Below are 16,197 nucleotides of genomic sequence, written 5' to 3' on the forward strand. Positions count from 1 at the left end.
CATTTCTCCTCCGTATTCGACAACCCTTTCACGGAGGATCTATGTTTACCAACCCCCACTTGAAGAAGGCGACCCGCCTTTTGGCCTTGGGCTTGGCCCTGGGCCAGGGCTTGCTCGCGGGCTGCACGTCCGGCGGCGACCTCGGAGACTTTCTCTCCCTCCAGGCCGGAGCCGATTTCGGCGACGCCCCGGATAACCTTCCCAGCCAGTACCCCTCGGGCATTATCGCCCGCTTTCCGACCCGCGCTTCCGAGAACGGCGCCCATCACCTCGACATCAACGATTCGGCCCTGGGCGCTTTCGCGATCGACGGCCGGCTCTCGGTGAGCGGCGAGGACGATGCCACCGATCCGGCCGACACCGACGGCATCCAAAACCTCGACCAGCCCTCCGACGCCAGCGACCGCGACCTTCGCGACGACGGCTTGCTCACCACCATGATCGCGCCCGGCGTCGCCAACAACCTGAGCTTCCTGGTTTCGGTGGCGCCGACCGCTCCGGCCAAGACTCGCTACGTCAATTTCCTGATGGACTGCAACCGCGACGGCCGTTGGGGCGGCAGCGATTTCAATGGCGCCGAGGAGCACGCCATCAAGAACTTGGCGGTGAACGTCCCGCCGGGCGGCACTTATGCGGTCACGACCACCGATTTCCTCGGCTGCGTCGAGACCAACCCGATTTGGGTGCGGCTGACCCTGACCGATGAGCCGATCGACGTCTCGGACCCTGCCGGTTGGGACGGCCGCGGCGAATTTGCCGTCGGCGAGACCGAAGACTACCTCCTCGCCGATCACGTCGCCCTCGTCCTGCCCGATAAAAACGGCGGCGGCGGAAAAGGTCCCAATCCGCCTCCCCCGCCTCCCTTCGGCGGCGGTGGTGGTGGTGGTGGTGGCGGCGGTGGCGGTGGCGGTGGCGGTGGCTGCGAATTCTGGAAGACCTACGGCGTCACACTCTGCAAGGGCCAATCCCGCACCTTCCTGGCCCTGGTCGGCGGATTCGCTCCGGATTCGGTGACCGCGGTCAGCAACGACTCCAGCGTCGCCACGGTCGAGGTCAACGAAGCCAATGTCACCATCCAAGGCCAGGATGAAGGCGAGACCACGATCAACCTCGAAGTGGTCGAAGACGGTTGCCTTTATCACATCACGGTCCGGGTCAAGGTGAAGAAGTGCGAGCCGGCGCCCAAGATCGACTGCTGCGAGCCGGCCCAAATCGCCAAGGATCCTTCGCGCTGCAAGAACTGTCACGTGGTCGGCTGGAAGATCCACACCAATGAGACTCCGGCCGGCGGCGGCAGCTCGGCCGACGGCGGAATCGGCGAGACCGGCTCCTTCGGCGACACCTCCGGCTCGGTGAGCAAGAGCACGGTCGTGGTCGTGGGCAACGTGGTCAAGATCATCACCACCTACTACGAATGCGATCCTTGTCCCCAAGAAGCCATCCCGGGGATCGACGACGACGGCGACTGCATTCCCAACGAGTACGACATCTTCCCGGAGGACGCCTACGACATGAGCGAGCCGACCTATTTCGACGAGCAGTTCTATGTCGACAGCTTCTTCGACATCTTCTTCTCGGTGAACACCTTCATCGAGCTCTACGACGAGAAGTATTTCGAACACCCGGAAGAGCAGCAGCCCTACGAAGAATACCCCTACCAGCCCGCTCTCCACTAAATCGGGCCCAAGCCAGGCCCTCCCCCGACGGGGAGGGCCTTTTTCATTGGAGCTGAAGCCGGATTGGGTTTATAAAAAGGCAAATTTTCACTGAGGGGTCCCCATGAAAAAATTCCTGCTCTATGCTTGTTCCGGTCTGATCCTGCTCGGAGGAGCGGTCTTCTTCGGCGGCGCCTGCGGCGGGGCCGGCACCCCCCCGGCCTCGATCCCGGCCCCGGTGACCCAGCTCATGACCATCACCGAGCCCGGCCCCACCGGCGCAGTTCAGATTACCGGGGCTCCGGGAGCGGCCCAGCCCAATGCCACCGTCCAAGCCCGCAACGTCAACCAGCTCGGGCCTTTCACGTGGCTGAAGGAGCTGCTGCTACGCAGCGCCCACGCCCAGACTTTCGAGACCGAGACGATCGCCGACGCCCAAGGCGCCTTCAACCTCTTGATCGATGGCGCCAGCGGCGATCGGATCGACATCCGGCAAGAGCTCAATGGCGAGTTCAGCAACGCGGTGTCGCTGACGGTGCCGTAGGGATTTACCCCCCTTTGAAAAAGGGGGGCTGGGGGGATTTGAAAGCCATCGCAAAGCAAGGAGTTCGATCTCCAGGCTTTTTTCCTCCAGCGATCGCTTTAAATCCCCCTTAATCCCCCTTTTTCAAAGGGGGATATCATCGAGTACAGTTCAACCCATTGCTGAACTGACAGCTCCTCGGCCCGGGCACCAGCGGTGGCGCCGACCGCGACCAGCCGCGCTTCGACTTCAGCCGCCGAAATCCCTCCCAAGGCCGGCCGCAGGTTCTGGCGGAGCATTTTGCGGCGCTGGGCAAAACCGGTCTTGACGAAGCTCTCGAAGCTCTCCCACTTCGCCCGCGGCAAGGCCGGCCTTTCCCGCAGCTCAAAGGCCAAAACCAGGCTCTCGACCTGAGGCGGCGGCCGAAAGGCCTCGGGCGGAACCCGGCAGACCAAGCGGGTTTCGGCCGCCAGCTGGGTGAAGACGCTGAGCGAGCCGTAGTCCTTGGTTCCGGGCTTGGCGAGCAGCCTCTCCCCCACTTCCTTCTGAAACATCAGCACCAAGCGGCTGGCCGGCGCCAGCTCGTGCAGCAGCTTGCTCAAGATCGCGGTGCCGACGTTGTAGGGCAGGTTGGAAACGACCTTGAAGGCCTTGCCGAGCCGGGCTTCGAGCTGGGCCGTCTCGACTTCCAAAAAATCGGCCTCGAGGATTTCGACCCTGGAAGCGTCGAGCTTCTCGCGCAATCCAGCCGCCAATTCGCGGTCTTTTTCGACCAGCAGCAAAGCGGCTCCGGTCTTGGCCAAGGGCAAAGTCAGGGCACCCCGGCCCGGCCCGATCTCCAGGACCTTCTCGCCGGCCTTGAGATCGAGAGCCCGCAGGATTCGATGGATGATCCCTTCCCGGATCAGGAAATGTTGGCCGAGCGATTTTTTGGCGAAGGTCGAGGAAATATCAGGCTCCGAGCGGCAAACGGGCAAAGGCGTTGAGCGTCAGAGGGCTGGTCATGCCGCGCTCCAAATAGCGCTCGCCGACCGCCGCGATCATGGCTCCGTTGTCAGTGCAGTATTTCGGCGCCGGCAAAATCAATTCGACTCCGCGCTCGGCGGCGAGCTCGGCCAAGGCTTGGCGCAGCGGCCCATTGCAGGCCACTCCGCCGGCCACCGCGAGCTGGTGAACCGGGTGCTTCTCCAAAGCCCGGCGGACAATGGCGATAAGAGCCCGGACCGCTCCCTTCTGAAAGGAAGCCGCCAAATCGGCATAGCGCGATTCTTCCAAGCCCTCGAGGTATTCGGTGGCCGCGGTCTTCATGCCGCTGAAGCTGGTGTGCAGCGGCTTGCCCTTCACTTGGGGAACCGAGAAAGCGAAAGCCTCGGGATCGCCCTCCTCCGCCAACTTCTGAATGGCCGGACCGCCGGGGAAAGGCAGGCCCATTCGCTTCGCGATCTTGTCGAAAGCCTCGCCGGCGGCGTCGTCGACGGTGTGGCCGAGGAGGCGGTAACGGCCGAAACTCTCGATCTCGTAAAGGTGGGTATGGCCGCCGGAAACCGCCAAGCCGAGCAGCGGGAAGCGCGGCTCATTTTCCAAAAAAGAGCTCCAGAGATGGCCTTCGATATGATGGATGCCGCGGAAAGGCAGCTTCGAAGCGAAGGCCAAGCCTTTGGCGAAATTGAGTCCCACCAAGAGCGAGCCGACCAAGCCCGGCGCGTGGGTCGCGGCCAAGCCCTCGACCTGATCGAGCGATTTGCCGGCCTTGCTCAAAGCCAGCTCCAAGGTGCTTTCCAAATGGTCGAGATGGCGACGCGAGGCGATTTCCGGCACCACCCCGCCGAAGGGCGCGTGGTCCAAGGTTTGGCTGGCGGTCACGTTGGAAAGAACCCGACCTTTCTCGACCAAGGCCATCGAGAGATCGTCGCAGGAGGATTCAATGCCGAGGACGAGCATGCTTCGAGGCCTAGAAGAGCGGAGCCGAGCCGGAGCCGGCGGTGTCCGGCGGCAGCGGCGTCGGAGTCTTGGGAGCCGGCGCCGGGGTGGCGGCCGGCAGCGGCGCCCGCGGCATTGGTTGGGGTTTCATCAGCGGCCGGTTGGCGCCGGGGGCTTCGGTTCCGGTATTTTTCGGCGCCGGCGCCGGAGTGGCGCCCGGCGGGCTCAAAGCCACGTTGGTTTTGTTTTTTTCCATTTCTTCCATTCTCGTCAGGCGCCCTTGCGCCAGATAAGCTTCAGCGCTCCCAGGATAAGCCGAAATCGCCTTCTGATAAAAGAGCTTGGCTTCGGCTGGCTTATTCAGCTTCTGGAAGGCCAGCCCTTGCTTGTAGACCGCCTCTTTGACCCGGGGATGCTGGGGATATTTGGTGGCCAAGACCTGGAACTCGCTGATCGCCTTGGCGTAATCGCCCAGCGAGTAGAAGGATTCGGCGACCCAGTACTGGGCGCTGCCGTTCAAGTTGCTCTGGGGGTACTTCCGGATGAAGCCCATGAAGCCCGAGGCCGCGGCTCGGTAATCCCGGGCATTGGTCAGGTTGAGCAGGGATTGAAAATCGGCGACCTCTTGGGTCGAGGCCGAGGGCGCGGCCGCAGCCGGCGCGGTGCCGGGCGCCGCCGGCGTCAGCTTGGTATTGAGGTCCTTGAGCAGGTTGTGGATCTGGCCGATTCGGTCTTCGAGACCGCTGACCCGCTGGTCCAAATCTTGGTAGACCCGCTCCGATTCCTTGCGAAGATAATCGGTGCTGTCCAGCGTGCCCTTGATCGACCGAAACTCCTGACGGATCTCGTTCATCGAGTTCACCGCCTGCGCGACTTCCTGATTGTTCTTATCGATTCGGGCCTGCAGGTCGGCCATGGTTTGGGCGCGACCCGAGGTCGGGAGCACGGAAAGCGCTCCCAAAATTCCAGCCCAAATAAAGGTCTGCGAAAGCTTCGGAAAGCTGGGGTTCATGGTTGTCCTCCAAATAAAAAACCACAGAGTCGATACGCTTGGCGACCGGCTCTGTGGTTTCTTAAAATCGCGAATTATTTGCGGCCTTTAAAGTCATCGCGCCGGTTCGCATCCCAAGCTGCTTGATTATGCTCGGGATTTACCGGCCGGGACTCGCCGTAGCTGATCGTGCTCATGCGGTCGGAAGAGATTCCCAAATTGCTCAGATAACTTTTGGCGGCATTGGCCCGCCGTTCGCCGAGGGCTAAATTGTACTCTTCGGTCCCCCACTCATCGGTGTTGCCCTCGATGATAATGTTGACCTTGGGGTTGCTTTTCAACCATTCGGCATGATTGTTCAGCTTTTGGCTGGCATCGGACCGAATGTTGTACTTGTCAAAATCGAAATGAATGGCTTCGAGTGGAACACTCATCGTGTCGACCCCTTCGTCCGAGGCGACTGGCCCCTTCTTTTGACAGGCGGCGGCACCCACCACGAGACCCGCGGTCAAAGCGAGCGTAAGAATTTTGCGATAGGCTTTCATGGTCATCGTCCTCCGTTTTCGTAAATTCGGCATAATGCAACGTGTTAATTAATAGACTTTAAAGAAGGCCTTCCGGCCCGGTCAAGCAAGAAAATCCGATAGTTATCTTCTCTCAGCTTGGTTAAAATTTTAGCAAAAGACGGACCAAGCCTTGAAAAAACTACGAATTCATCTGATTCAATTCCCCACCGTGGCCGGCCGGCCGCTCATGACCTTGGCCCGGGTCAGCCAGCGTTTAAGCGGTTTCACCCCAAAGGCCGGTGACTGGCTGCTTTTTCCTGAAATGTGGCCATCGGGGTTTTCGCTGGCCGATGCCCCTCGGCTGCAGGAGGAAACTGAGGCTTGCTTTTCTTGGCTTCAGGCCTATGCCCGGCGCTTCAAGGCCTACTTGGCCGGATCGATGCTGGAGCTGAGCGGCCGCCGCGGTTTCAACCGAGCCTACGTGATCGGGCCTTCGGGAAGGCTGAAAGCCTCCTACCGCAAGATCCACCTCTTCGAGCATGGCGGCGAGCATCGCTACTTTTCTCCGGGCAAGGCCCCCAGCCTTTTCACCAGCCCTTGGGGCAAGATCGGCCTGGCGATCTGCTACGACCTCCGTTTCCCCGAGCTGTTCCGGCGCCTTTCCCAAGAGGGCGCCAAGATCTTCCTGGTCCCCAGCGCCTGGCCCCGGGAGCGGATCGACCATTTTCTAAGCTTGCTCAAAGCGCGAGCCATCGAAAATCAGGCCTATGTCGTCGGGGTGAACAAGGTGGGACCGGGGTTCCACCGGGCGCCGCTGATCTACGGCGGACACTCGGCGGCTTTCGACCCTTGGGGCGGGAGTTTGGCCCAGATGGATGCTCGGCCCGGCCGCCGGACGGTGGAGCTCGATATGGCCCATTTGGAGGAGATTCGACGGCGCTATCCCTTTTTGCGAAGCCGCGTGCTAGGCTAGGGCCCGGAATGTCCGGAGGATGCTCGGTTGGAAGGACGCAGTAAAAAAGAGAAAAGACTCTATCCGCGAAAGCCGATCCGCACTCAAGTCGTCTTCGAGAACGAGGACAGCGAGGGCGTGCTTTACTTCTTCTCGACCGATATCAGCGCCGGCGGCCTCTTCCTGGAGACCGATTTGCCGATCCGCCTCGGCACCCAGGTTTTCCTTCGCTTCAGCCTCATCCCCAAGGCCCGCCCGATCCAAGCCACCGGCGAAGTGGTCCGGGTCATGCGCGACCGCAACGAAGCCGGCGAGGGCAAGGTCGGCATCGGCATTCGCTTCATCTACATCCACCCGCTCGACCGCGAGCTGATCCAGGACTTCATCGGTCCGGCCACGGCACAGAGGCGGTAGGGGCACCCCTTGCGGGTGCCCTTCTGCAGCGATAGTGCCTGGGCGGGGGCAAGCCCCGCCCCTACTCCCTGAACAATTTCATCCCCACCTCGTAGAGCCCGGCCAGGTCGTGAATGTCGTGCTCCAGCTGGGGCATGATCTTGAAGATCAAGCCCTGACGAGCCAAGTCCAGCCGGTCGCGAAAGGCTTCGATCTCCCGGCGGTCGCGCTCGGACAAGCTCTGGAAGAGATAAGCCAGCTCGCGGTACTCGGCCTGGGTCTTGGGTTTGAGGGCTTTGGGCGGTTCGGCCGGCCCCTCGGGCTTGAGCTGGACCCGATTGAAGATGAAGCCGGCGAAGGGCAAGGAATTCTGCTCGATCTTGCGGTGGAAGTACTCGGCCTCCCGCAGCGGGATCGGCTGGGGGGCGGCGATCAGCAAGAAGCCGGTTTCCTTGTCGTGCAGCAGGAGCTCGACCTTTTGGGCTCGCTCCTGAAAACCTTCGAGCAAGCCCGAAACCGAGACCAGCATCTTGGAAAGATCCTGGAGAAATTCGAAGCCGGCGACCTTGTCGAAGGTTTTGAAGACCCGCTTCACCGAGCGGTCGAGCATTTGGAGCGAGCTCTTGCCGACGAAGAGCGAGGGCTTGAGGAACCACTTCATCACGCTGTCCCCGACCATCGCGCTCATCTTCCCGGGGGCATCGAGGAAGTCGAGAGCATGGCGCGAGGGCGGCGTGTCCAGCACCACCAAGTCATAGTCCCGCTCCTCCACCACCTCGTAGAGCTTCTCCATTGCCATGTACTCCTGGGAGCCGGCGATCATGCTGGAAAGATGCTGGTAGAGCTGGTTCTCGAGGATGGCTTGGGCCTTCTCGGGACTGGGGGCGTATTTCAGGATGAGGGCATCGAAGGTCCGTTTGGTGTCGAGCATCATCGCGAAGAGCGGGGCCTTGGCCTCGATGCCGGCTTTTTTCAGCTCCGCCCGCGGAATCTCCTTCTCTTGGTAATCGATCTTCTGGATGCCGAGCGAATTGGCTAGGCGCTTGGCCGGATCGATCGTGAGGACGATCGTCTTCATCCCCTGGGTCGCCGCATAGAGCGCCAGGGCGGCCGCGCTGGTGGTTTTGCCGACCCCGCCCGATCCGCAGCAGATCAAGACCTTCTTCTTCTCGATCAGGGTCCAAAGCGGGGTTTTCTTGATGGGGTTCATGGCGATTTGACCAGCTCCTGCTTCAAAATTTCACTCAGGCGCTCGGCGATGCGGACCGGCTCGCTGGTCGAGTAGACCAAGGGCAGCTCCAGGACTTGGCGCTCCCCGATCCGCTCGCGCAGCCGGTCGCTGTAGAACTCGGCCTGCTCCCGCCGGCGCAGATGGGATTGAAGCATCGGATTGTGGACCTTGTTCTTTTTCAAATCCTGCAGCGAATCGCCATCGAAGACCTTGGGCCACATCGAGTTGAGCAAGACCGGCCCGACCTCGACCTTGGCCTGCTCCCGCAGCTTCTCGTCCATCTCCACCGCTTCGTTGACCGGCATCTCCTCGGGCAGGGTCACGAGCCAGGTCAGGGTCTTCTGCGGATCGCGGATCAAGGTCAGGACTTCTTGGGCGTTGTTCTTGAGCGGACCGACCCGGATGGCGTCCACCACCACTTGTGGAACCGTGAGCAGCGAAAGGCTGTGGCCGGTGGAGGGGGCGTCGACGATGACCAAGTCGAAAGCCGGCGGCTTGCCCTGGCGGACCTCGTCCTCGACCAAGGCCCAGATCTTTCCGATGGTCAACAGCTCGGTCAGACCCGGAGCGGCGTCGATAAAGTGGCGAACGTACTTGTTGTTGAACACCGCGTTGTAGACGAACTGGAATTTGACCTGCCGAAGGACGTATTCCTCGAAGCAGGATTCGGCATCGAGCCGGAGCAGCGAAATGCCGTTTTTCACCGCTTTGGGCTTATAGCCGACTTCCTGGGCCTGGAAGAGCTCGGCCAAGTGGCTGAGGCCATGGGTCTCGACCAAGAGGACCTTGAGGCCGTGGCGCGAGGCCATCAGGGCCAAGGCCGCCGCGGCGGTGGTTTTGCCGACGCCGCCCTTGCCGCTGACGATCCAGAGGCGGCGCTTGAGCAAATCGTTCAGTTCCCAGCGCTTGGTCATGCGAGGGAGATCCTAAATTTCGCGTCGAGTTGCAAGGGAGTCCTTGCCGACGCCAACTTTTGTCTTTCTGCCCGGGAGGGATTCCGGGGACATCCTCCTCACTTTTTTCCCCGGCCCTCAAGCCGGGCCGGGGAAAGCTTGAACCATCGATGTCTATTGGAGGCTTTAGGGTGATCGACGGTTCAAAAGCCGTTCGGAGGAGTCCCCGGAATCCCTCCCTACCGCTGTGTTGGATAAGTTTTTTGAATCCTTGGTCCACTAATGGGAGGACGTCGAGAAATCGTCTGGGGCGAGGCGGACGACGAGGCGCGACGGAGGCGTAAACTGGACACCCAAAGCGTTGAGGAGGACAACGAAGCCCCAGGCGATTTATCGGCGTCCGGGCAGAAAGAACAAAAAAGGGCTGCCCCTTTCGGAGCAAGCCCTTTTTCGAGGGAGGTAAGATTGTGTGCTCGGCTTAGGCCGCTTTGCGGCTCAAGGTGCTCAGCCGTTTTTCGAGGCTGACGATCTTTTTCTCCAGCTTCACGACCTCTTCTTGGGTCGGGATGCTGAGCAACGAGAGCAATTCTTTCTTGGTCTGGTTCAGCGTCTGCTTGGCCCGTTGAACCAGATCGTTGTCGCCGAGGTTCTCGACCAAATGGCCGAGGTTCTTGCGGGCATCGTCGAAGATCTCGGCGAAATTCACTTTGCCGGGAACCAGCTCGATCTCCTTGACCGACTGAATGACGTCCTCAGCCAAGCGGCGCAATTCGCGCTCGACGTCGTCGCGCTTCTCGGTGGCCAGCGCGACCAGGTCGCCTTTCTTCACCCAGGCGAACAAATCGTCGAAGCTTCTACGGAGCTCGCGACGGGAGCGTTCTCCCTTTTTCACGATTTTCTTGAAGAGGACTTCGACCTCACCTTCGAGACGATTGACGACGCGGTTGATGTTCTCGATCCGCTCGGTGATTTTTTTCTTCGCGTTCTCGACCGGCGATTTCGGCGTTTGGATCGCTTTCACTTTTTTAACTTTCTTTGCTTTCTTGGCCATCTTTGGGCTCCCTCTATTGAAAATATATCTTCGAGACTTTTGCCCCGTCCATTTGTCGGATTACACAGCGCGTCATCGCCTGTCAACCTCTTTTCTTACGCATTGCGTTATAAATGGCTTTCGCGCAAATCCAAAACTCGTAACTGTATGTTTTTACTACCATTCCACTCGTTCCAGCCCGGGACGCAAGCCAAGTCGAGCTGAGTGGACAGGGCCGGCCGCTTTTCCGCCAAGCGAAAACCGATGGCGCCCAAGGAGCGGCGGCCCGATTTCACCCGGAGACGCAAATGGCGCTCGCCGACGATGCGGCTTTCTTGGACTTCAAGCCCGCGCAAGAGCAAGACCGGCTCGGGGTTGCCAAAGCCAAAAGGCTCCAATCGCGCGAGATCGTCGAGCAAAGAAGCTTCGATCGAGTCGAGGCCCGATTCGACGTCGACGCGCAGCGAAGGCGCAAAATCCTCTTCGGCGACCCGTTGCCGCACCTCCCGATCGAAGTCGGCGACAAAGGCCTCGAGCCTCTCCCGCGGCAAGGTCAGACCGGCGGCGTAAAAGTGGCCGCCGAATTTGCTCAAGTGGGTCGAGCAAGAGCGAAGGCCCTCCACCAAGTTGAGGCCGCGGATCGAGCGGGCCGAGCCCTTGCAGGAATCGCCGTCGCGGGTGAGCACGATGGCCGGGAGATGGTAGCGCTCGACCAAGCGGCTGGCGACGATCCCGATCACGCCGGGATGCCAATCCTCTTGAAAGAGCACCAAGCTGCGGCGCTGGCCGGTCAAGGCCTCGGCCTCGACCCGAGCGCAGGCTTGCTCGACGATCCGCTCCTCCAATTCCTGGCGCTCGGCATTGGCTTGGTCGAGGCGCCGAGCCAGCTCCCGGGCCTCTTCGTCGCGCCGGCTGAGCAGCAGCTTCACTCCGAAGGCCGCATCGTCGAGCCGGCCGACCGCGTTGATCCGCGGCCCCAGCCGAAACGCGACCTGGTCGGCGGCCACCGGGCCGTCGACGCCGGCGACGTCCTTGAGCGCCTTCAATCCGGGCCGGCCGCTCCGCTCCAATACTTTAAGTCCCTCCTTCACCAGGATCCGGTTGATGCCGGTGAGCGGCGCCATGTCGGCGATGGTCCCGATGGCGACCAAGTCCAAGGACTTGCGCAAGTTGGGCTCGCGGTCGCCGAGCAAGCCGGCTTCGCGCAGAGCCTTGCGCAGAGCCACCAGCAGGTAAAAGGCCACGCCGACGCCGGCCAACTCCTTGCCCGGAAAGGCGTCGCCCGGAAGCTTGGGATTGATGAGGGCGAAGGCCCGCGGCAGCTCGGGTGGAACGTCGTGATGGTCGGTGACGATCAGGTCGAGGCCGAGCTCCCGCGCCAGCTCGGCCTCGCGCTGGGCGCTGATCCCGTTGTCGACCGTGATCACGACCTTGGCGCCGCCGGCCCGGATCTTGCGCAGGGCTTCGGCATTGAGGCTGTAGCCTTCGCGGACCCGGTGGGGGATGTAATATTCGGCGACGGCGCCGAGGTCTTCGAAGAAGTCGATGAGCAAGGCGGTGGAGGTGGTTCCATCGACGTCGTAATCGCCGTAGATGACGATCTTCTCGCGGTCGCGCACCGCCGCGACCAGGCGGCGCACCGCGGTTTCCATGCCGCTCAAAAGACCGGGATCGGGAAGATGGGCCAAGGACGGCTGCAGAAAGCGCTCGGCCGGCTCGCCGGCTTCGATCCCGCGCTGGGCCAAGAGGCGAGCGAGCAGGGGCGAATAACCGTGGCGCTCTTCCAGCGCCCGGGCCAGCGCCGAATCGAAGGGCTTGAGCAGCCAACGCTTCTCCATTTGTTCGCCTTTATAATTAGGCCTTCGCCTTCGATTCGACGGGCTTGGCTTTGCCCAGGCCGAAGCGATGGCCGTGTTGCTTGAGGAAGATGAAAACCGGCGAAGCAATCGAGATCGAGGAATAAGTGCCGGTGATGACGCCGATGGTCATCGCGAAGGCGAAGTTCTTGATGTCGCCTTCGGTCCAGAAGAAGAGAACCACGACGACGAAGAGCACCGTCAAGGAGGTGATGATGGTGCGGCTTAGGGTTTCGTTGATGCTCAAGTCGACGGTCTCGATCAAACCCATGCCCTTGTGCCGCTGGAGGTTCTCGCGAATCCGGTCCATCACGATAATCGTGTCGTTGATCGAGTAGCCGATGATGGTCAGGATCGCCGCCACCACCGTGAGGTTGATCTCGAGTCCGAATAGCGCAAAGCAGCCGACGGCGACGACGACGTCGTGGATCAACGACAGCAGGGCTCCGGGCGCGTAGTAAAAATCGAAACGGAAGCTGATGTAGGCCAGCATGATCACCCAGGCCCAGAGCACGGCGTAGATCCCTTTGGTGCGCAGCTCTTTCCCGACCTTGGGCCCGACGAATTCCTCCTGCAGAAGCTGAACCTTGCCCTCGCCGAAGCTTTTGATCAGCGCGGCCATGTAAGGGTCGGAGAACTTCTCCTCTCGATCCTTCGGCAAATCGCTCTTGAGGATGAAGGTGTTGTTCTTGGCCTCGCCGAAGCGCTGCACGACATAATTCGAAAGGCCGGCGGCGCCGAGAGCATCCCCGACCGAGCCCTCGGTGACCTGGTCGCTGAACTTGACGATCAATTTGAGGCCGCCGGTGAAATCGGTGCCGAAGTTCAGCCCCTTGGCGAAGATGACGGCCAGGCTAACCGCGACCAGCGCCATCGAGAGCGCGAAGAGCAAAAAACGATGCTTCATCCAGGGAATGTTTCGAATCTTGATCTGGGTCATGTTACACGCTCAATTTTTTCACGTCGCGGCGGCTCAGAATGTAATCGTAAACCAATCGCGTCATGGTGACGGCGGTATAAAGCGTCGTCAAGATGCCGATCATCAGGGTGACCGCGAAGCCCCGCACCGGCCCGGTGCCGAATTGGTAAAGGACGACGCCCGAAAGGAAGGTCGTCACGTTGGAATCGATGATGGCCCGGATCGCATTGGAATAGCCGGCGTCGACTGCCGCCTTGACGGTCTTGCCCGCGGCCAACTCTTCTTTGATGCGCTCCAGGATGATGACGTTGGCGTCGACCGCCATGCCGATGGTCAGCACGATGCCGGCCACGCCGGGCAGAGTCAGGGTGGCGCCGAACAAGGTAAGAAGCGCGAAGACGAAGATCACGTTGAAGAAAACCGCGAAGTCGGCAAGGACGCCCGACCACTTGTAATAAACGGCCATGAACACGACGACGATGGCCGCCGCCAGGAGCATCGCCTTGAGGCCCTTATCGATGGAGCTTTTGCCAAGGGAGGGCCCGATAACGGTTTTTGTGGCCTCCTTGAGGCTGGCCGGAAGGGCGCCCTCACGCAAAACGACGGTCAAGTCTTCGGCCTCGCGGATCAAGGCTTGGTAGTCGCCGTAGCCCAAGGTGATCTGGGCCTCGCCGTTGGGGATGGCGGTTTTGATCACCGGCGCCTTGCTCACGGTGCCGTCGAGCAGGATGGCCAGCCGCTTGCCGATATTATTGGCGGTCAAGTCGGCGAAGGCCTTGGTGCCCGCGGGATCGAAGGACAGGCTGACGTAGGGCTCGTTGTTCTGGACGCTGACCTGGGCATTGCGCAGCATCTCGCCGGAAAGCTCGACCTTGCGTTTCAGCAAATAAGGAACCCCGCCGGAGATCTTCTTGGTCATCGGATCGTAGCTGATCTCGTAGGCGATCTCGGTGTCGGGCGGCAGCTTGGTTTTCAAGGCCTCGTTGATCTTCTCGACCGCCTCCTCGGTGAAGCCCGAGGGCAGCTTCTGCTCGGCTCTCGCCTGCTCGATCATCTGCTGGAGCTGGTCTTGGCGGAGAGTCTCATCGACCAGCTTGAACTCGAGCTTGCCGGCCCGCTTGACCAAGCCGATGGCCCGCTCGGGATCGCTGACTCCCGGCAGCTCGATGACGACTCGATTGTCGCCCAGCCGGCGGATATCGGGCTCGGCGACGCCGTGGCGGTCGATCCGGTTGCGGATCGTCTCCACCGCCTGCTTCAAGGTCTCATCCTTCAGCCGATTTTGATAAGCTTCGCTTTGGGCCAGGAAGATGGCGGGGCCGGGATCGGCCTTTTCCAGAACCGAGCCGAATTGGGCGATAACCTCGGCTTCGATCTTCTCGCTCCCTTGGCCCGGCTGCGGAAACACTTGAATCAAGTCTTGGAGCCGCTCGACCTCGAGGATCTCGGGCTTGGCCTGGGCCCAAGCCACCACCGCCTGCCACTGAGCCTGGGCGGCCTCTTCGCCGCCATCCTTGACCTTGAAAGTCAAAACCGGCGGCGTCTCCAGCTCCTTAAACGAAGTGCCGTAAATTTGGTCGAGGTGCTGGCGCAGCGGGGTCAGTCCCTCGGGCGAATTCAGATAGATTTGAATGCGATCGGTCTTGGGAATGATCGCGACCTTCCGAAAAGCGATACCCTTCTCGCGCAGGAAGCGCTCGATCTCGCCGACCGTGATGTCGCTGCGGTGGATCAAGGCCTCGTTGACGTTGACCTCGAGCTCGACATAGATGCCACCCCGGATGTCGAGGCCCAGGTTCAGCTGCTTCTCCGGGAAAAGCTTGACGTACCAAGGAAGCTCGGCGCCCTGGCGCTCGGCGGCGTCCCAATAGCGCCCGAAGTTGAAAACCGTGGGCACCAGCAGATAAACCGAAAAGATAGTTACAAAGAGGGCCAGGTAGAATTGCCAACGCCAGCGCGAATCCATGAGCTTTATTCGGCCTTTCCGGCGGTCTTCGTGCTTTGAATGCTGGCCCGCTCGACCTTGATCTTGACGTTGTCGGCGATCTCCAGGGTCAGGACGGTGTCGGTGGTGCCCACGACTTTGCCGTGAATGCCGCCGACGGTGACGACTTGATCGCCCTTCTCGATGGCCTTGAGCATTTCCTGCTGCTTCTTGGCCTGCTTCTGCTGGGGACGGATGATGAGGAAATAAAAAATCGCGAAGACCAGAAGCAGCGGCATGAAGAAGCTGAACGATTGGCCCAGCCCGCCTTGGGGCGCGGCGCCGCCCTGGGCCTGGGCGAAGGCCGAGGAGCGGAGGGTCTGAATTCCGATGACCAGGGCAAGGGTCCAGCACGTCGCTTTACGGCTCATCAACACGGTCGTCTCCTGTCTGGAAAAGCTTGAAAAATTCCCTTTGAAAATCAGCGTATTTCCCCGCCCGGATGGCGAGGCGGGCCTGGGTTAACAAATTGAGGAAGTAATGTAAATTATGAATTGTATTGAGCACCGCCGAGAGGACCTCCTTGGCGAAGCTCAAATGGCGGAGGTAGGCCCGGCTGTAGTTTCGGCAGGTGTAGCAGGCGCAAGACTCGTCGATGGGCTTGGGATCTTGGGCATATTCCGAACGCTTGATGTACAGACGGCCTCGGGGCGTGAAGAGCAAGCCATGGCGGGCTGAGCGGGTCGGCACCACGCAGTCGAACATGTCGACGCCCAATCCGATGCAGGTCACCAGGTCCTGAGGCATGCCCACGCCCATCAAATAGCGCGGCCGGGCCTCGGGCAGCAGCGGCTCCAGTCCCTCGACGATCTCGTAGGCCAGCTCCATCGGCTCGCCAACCGAGAGGCCGCCGACGGCAATGCCGTCGAAGGGCCGGAGACCGGCGCTTCTGCTCCCCGCCTCCAGCTCGAGCAGCCGCTCGGCGCATTCCTTCCTCAAACCGGGATAGATTCCGCCCTGGACGATGGCGAAGAGCGAGCTGTCCTCGCGACGCCGGGCTTGGCGGCAACGTTGGGCCCAGTCGACCGTGAGCTGGAGCGATTGGGCGACGACTTTTTCCTCCGAGGGATAGGGCAGGCATTCGTCCAAGACCATCATGATGTCGCTGCCCAGAGCCTCTTGGATCTCGATCGCCAGCTCCGGGCTCAGCAAATGGGAGCTGCCGTCGATGTGAGATTGGAAATTCACGCCCTCGGGCTTGAGCTTGCACATCTGGGCCAGCGACAAAACCTGGTAACCGCCGCTGTCGGTCAGGATGGGGCCGGGCCAGTTCATGAAGCGGTGGAGGCCGCCGAGGGCCTCAATGGTGCGGTGACCCGGGCGCCAGTAGAGATGGTAAGTATT

At 61.1% G+C, this 16,197-nt stretch carries 16 protein-coding genes; 4 read left to right on the top strand and 12 right to left on the bottom strand.

Going from position 1 to position 16,197, the window contains the following annotated elements; all coding sequences use genetic code 11:
* Positions 1-41: 41 nt before the first annotated feature.
* Both VJR29_13390 and VJR29_13395 read left to right on the top strand, forming a co-directional pair.
* Complete coding sequence (locus VJR29_13390; GenBank protein ID HKY64399.1) at positions 42-1,676, top strand: hypothetical protein; 1,635 nt, start codon at positions 42-44, stop codon at positions 1,674-1,676.
* A 103-nt stretch (positions 1,677-1,779) separates the two neighbouring features.
* On the top strand, positions 1,780-2,199 hold the full coding sequence (locus VJR29_13395) for a hypothetical protein (protein ID HKY64400.1): 420 nt from the start codon (positions 1,780-1,782) through the stop codon (positions 2,197-2,199).
* A 98-nt stretch (positions 2,200-2,297) separates the two neighbouring features.
* Here VJR29_13395 and rsmA read toward each other — a convergent pair whose 3' ends face one another.
* The 4 genes from rsmA to pal form a co-directional block, all read right to left on the bottom strand.
* The gene (rsmA, locus tag VJR29_13400) at positions 2,298-3,155 is read right to left on the bottom strand and encodes a 16S rRNA (adenine(1518)-N(6)/adenine(1519)-N(6))-dimethyltransferase RsmA (protein HKY64401.1); all 858 of its coding nucleotides are present in this window, start codon (positions 3,153-3,155) and stop codon (positions 2,298-2,300) included.
* The gene (tsaD, locus tag VJR29_13405; GenBank protein ID HKY64402.1) at positions 3,130-4,119 is read right to left on the bottom strand and encodes a tRNA (adenosine(37)-N6)-threonylcarbamoyltransferase complex transferase subunit TsaD; all 990 of its coding nucleotides are present in this window, start codon (positions 4,117-4,119) and stop codon (positions 3,130-3,132) included. Before tsaD ends, rsmA begins: the two co-directional genes overlap by 26 nt.
* A 10-nt stretch (positions 4,120-4,129) precedes the next feature.
* Positions 4,130-5,044 (bottom strand): tol-pal system protein YbgF, encoded by a 915-nt coding sequence (ybgF, locus tag VJR29_13410; protein ID HKY64403.1) that lies wholly within the window; start codon positions 5,042-5,044, stop codon positions 4,130-4,132.
* Positions 5,045-5,184: 140 nt separating this feature from the next.
* Positions 5,185-5,640, bottom strand: coding sequence for a peptidoglycan-associated lipoprotein Pal (pal, locus tag VJR29_13415; protein ID HKY64404.1), 456 nt, complete (start codon positions 5,638-5,640; stop codon positions 5,185-5,187).
* A gap of 145 nt (positions 5,641-5,785) precedes the next feature.
* Between pal and VJR29_13420 the strand changes: the two genes are divergently transcribed.
* Both VJR29_13420 and VJR29_13425 read left to right on the top strand, forming a co-directional pair.
* Positions 5,786-6,568, top strand: a complete 783-nt coding sequence (locus tag VJR29_13420) for a nitrilase-related carbon-nitrogen hydrolase (protein HKY64405.1) — start codon at positions 5,786-5,788, stop codon at positions 6,566-6,568.
* A gap of 27 nt (positions 6,569-6,595) precedes the next feature.
* Positions 6,596-6,961 (top strand): PilZ domain-containing protein, encoded by a 366-nt coding sequence (locus VJR29_13425; GenBank protein HKY64406.1) that lies wholly within the window; start codon positions 6,596-6,598, stop codon positions 6,959-6,961.
* A 61-nt stretch (positions 6,962-7,022) separates the two neighbouring features.
* Here the strand turns inward: VJR29_13425 and VJR29_13430 are convergent, their stop codons facing one another.
* The 8 genes from VJR29_13430 to tgt all read right to left on the bottom strand — a co-directional run.
* Entirely contained in the window at positions 7,023-8,150 is a 1,128-nt protein-coding gene (locus VJR29_13430; GenBank protein HKY64407.1) for an ArsA-related P-loop ATPase, read from the bottom strand.
* A complete protein-coding gene (locus VJR29_13435; GenBank protein HKY64408.1) occupies positions 8,147-9,085 on the bottom strand; it encodes an ArsA family ATPase in 939 nt (312 codons plus the stop codon). Before VJR29_13435 ends, VJR29_13430 begins: the two co-directional genes overlap by 4 nt.
* A gap of 457 nt (positions 9,086-9,542) precedes the next feature.
* Positions 9,543-10,115, bottom strand: coding sequence for a hypothetical protein (locus VJR29_13440; protein HKY64409.1), 573 nt, complete (start codon positions 10,113-10,115; stop codon positions 9,543-9,545).
* A gap of 107 nt (positions 10,116-10,222) precedes the next feature.
* Positions 10,223-11,932, bottom strand: a complete 1,710-nt coding sequence (recJ, locus tag VJR29_13445; GenBank protein HKY64410.1) for a single-stranded-DNA-specific exonuclease RecJ — start codon at positions 11,930-11,932, stop codon at positions 10,223-10,225.
* Positions 11,933-11,948: 16 nt separating this feature from the next.
* Positions 11,949-12,890 carry a protein translocase subunit SecF gene (gene secF, locus VJR29_13450; GenBank protein HKY64411.1) on the bottom strand — a complete coding sequence of 314 codons (942 nt, stop codon included), beginning with the start codon at positions 12,888-12,890 and terminating at the stop codon, positions 11,949-11,951.
* Position 12,891: 1 nt separating this feature from the next.
* Positions 12,892-14,835: a protein translocase subunit SecD gene (gene secD, locus VJR29_13455; protein ID HKY64412.1), complete on the bottom strand. Its 1,944-nt coding sequence runs from the start codon at positions 14,833-14,835 to the stop codon at positions 12,892-12,894.
* 5 nt (positions 14,836-14,840) lie between these two features.
* Positions 14,841-15,224: a preprotein translocase subunit YajC gene (yajC, locus tag VJR29_13460; GenBank protein HKY64413.1), complete on the bottom strand. Its 384-nt coding sequence runs from the start codon at positions 15,222-15,224 to the stop codon at positions 14,841-14,843.
* Positions 15,214-16,197 (bottom strand): tRNA guanosine(34) transglycosylase Tgt (tgt, locus tag VJR29_13465; protein ID HKY64414.1); only part of this gene is annotated, 984 nt, incomplete at its 5' end. The genes tgt and yajC, both read right to left, overlap by 11 nt.

The organism is bacterium, assembly GCA_035281585.1.
Taxonomy (GTDB): domain Bacteria; phylum UBA10199; class UBA10199; order DSSB01; family DSSB01; genus DATEDP01.

What these genes read in the sequence shown, in the direction of transcription:
- pal (HKY64404.1), bottom strand. Translation starts at nt 5,640, where the DNA reads ATGACCATGAAAGCCTATCGCAAAATTCTTACGCTCGCTTTGACCGCG.
- secF (HKY64411.1), bottom strand. Translation starts at nt 12,890, where the DNA reads ATGACCCAGATCAAGATTCGAAACATTCCCTGGATGAAGCATCGTTTT.
- yajC (HKY64413.1), bottom strand. Translation starts at nt 15,224, where the DNA reads ATGAGCCGTAAAGCGACGTGCTGGACCCTTGCCCTGGTCATCGGAATT.
- tsaD (HKY64402.1), bottom strand. Translation starts at nt 4,119, where the DNA reads ATGCTCGTCCTCGGCATTGAATCCTCCTGCGACGATCTCTCGATGGCC.
- VJR29_13435 (HKY64408.1), bottom strand. Translation starts at nt 9,085, where the DNA reads ATGACCAAGCGCTGGGAACTGAACGATTTGCTCAAGCGCCGCCTCTGG.
- VJR29_13395 (HKY64400.1), top strand. Translation starts at nt 1,780, where the DNA reads ATGAAAAAATTCCTGCTCTATGCTTGTTCCGGTCTGATCCTGCTCGGA.
- VJR29_13430 (HKY64407.1), bottom strand. Translation starts at nt 8,150, where the DNA reads ATGAACCCCATCAAGAAAACCCCGCTTTGGACCCTGATCGAGAAGAAG.
- secD (HKY64412.1), bottom strand. Translation starts at nt 14,835, where the DNA reads ATGGATTCGCGCTGGCGTTGGCAATTCTACCTGGCCCTCTTTGTAACT.
- VJR29_13390 (HKY64399.1), top strand. Translation starts at nt 42, where the DNA reads ATGTTTACCAACCCCCACTTGAAGAAGGCGACCCGCCTTTTGGCCTTG.
- recJ (HKY64410.1), bottom strand. Translation starts at nt 11,932, where the DNA reads ATGGAGAAGCGTTGGCTGCTCAAGCCCTTCGATTCGGCGCTGGCCCGG.
- VJR29_13440 (HKY64409.1), bottom strand. Translation starts at nt 10,115, where the DNA reads ATGGCCAAGAAAGCAAAGAAAGTTAAAAAAGTGAAAGCGATCCAAACG.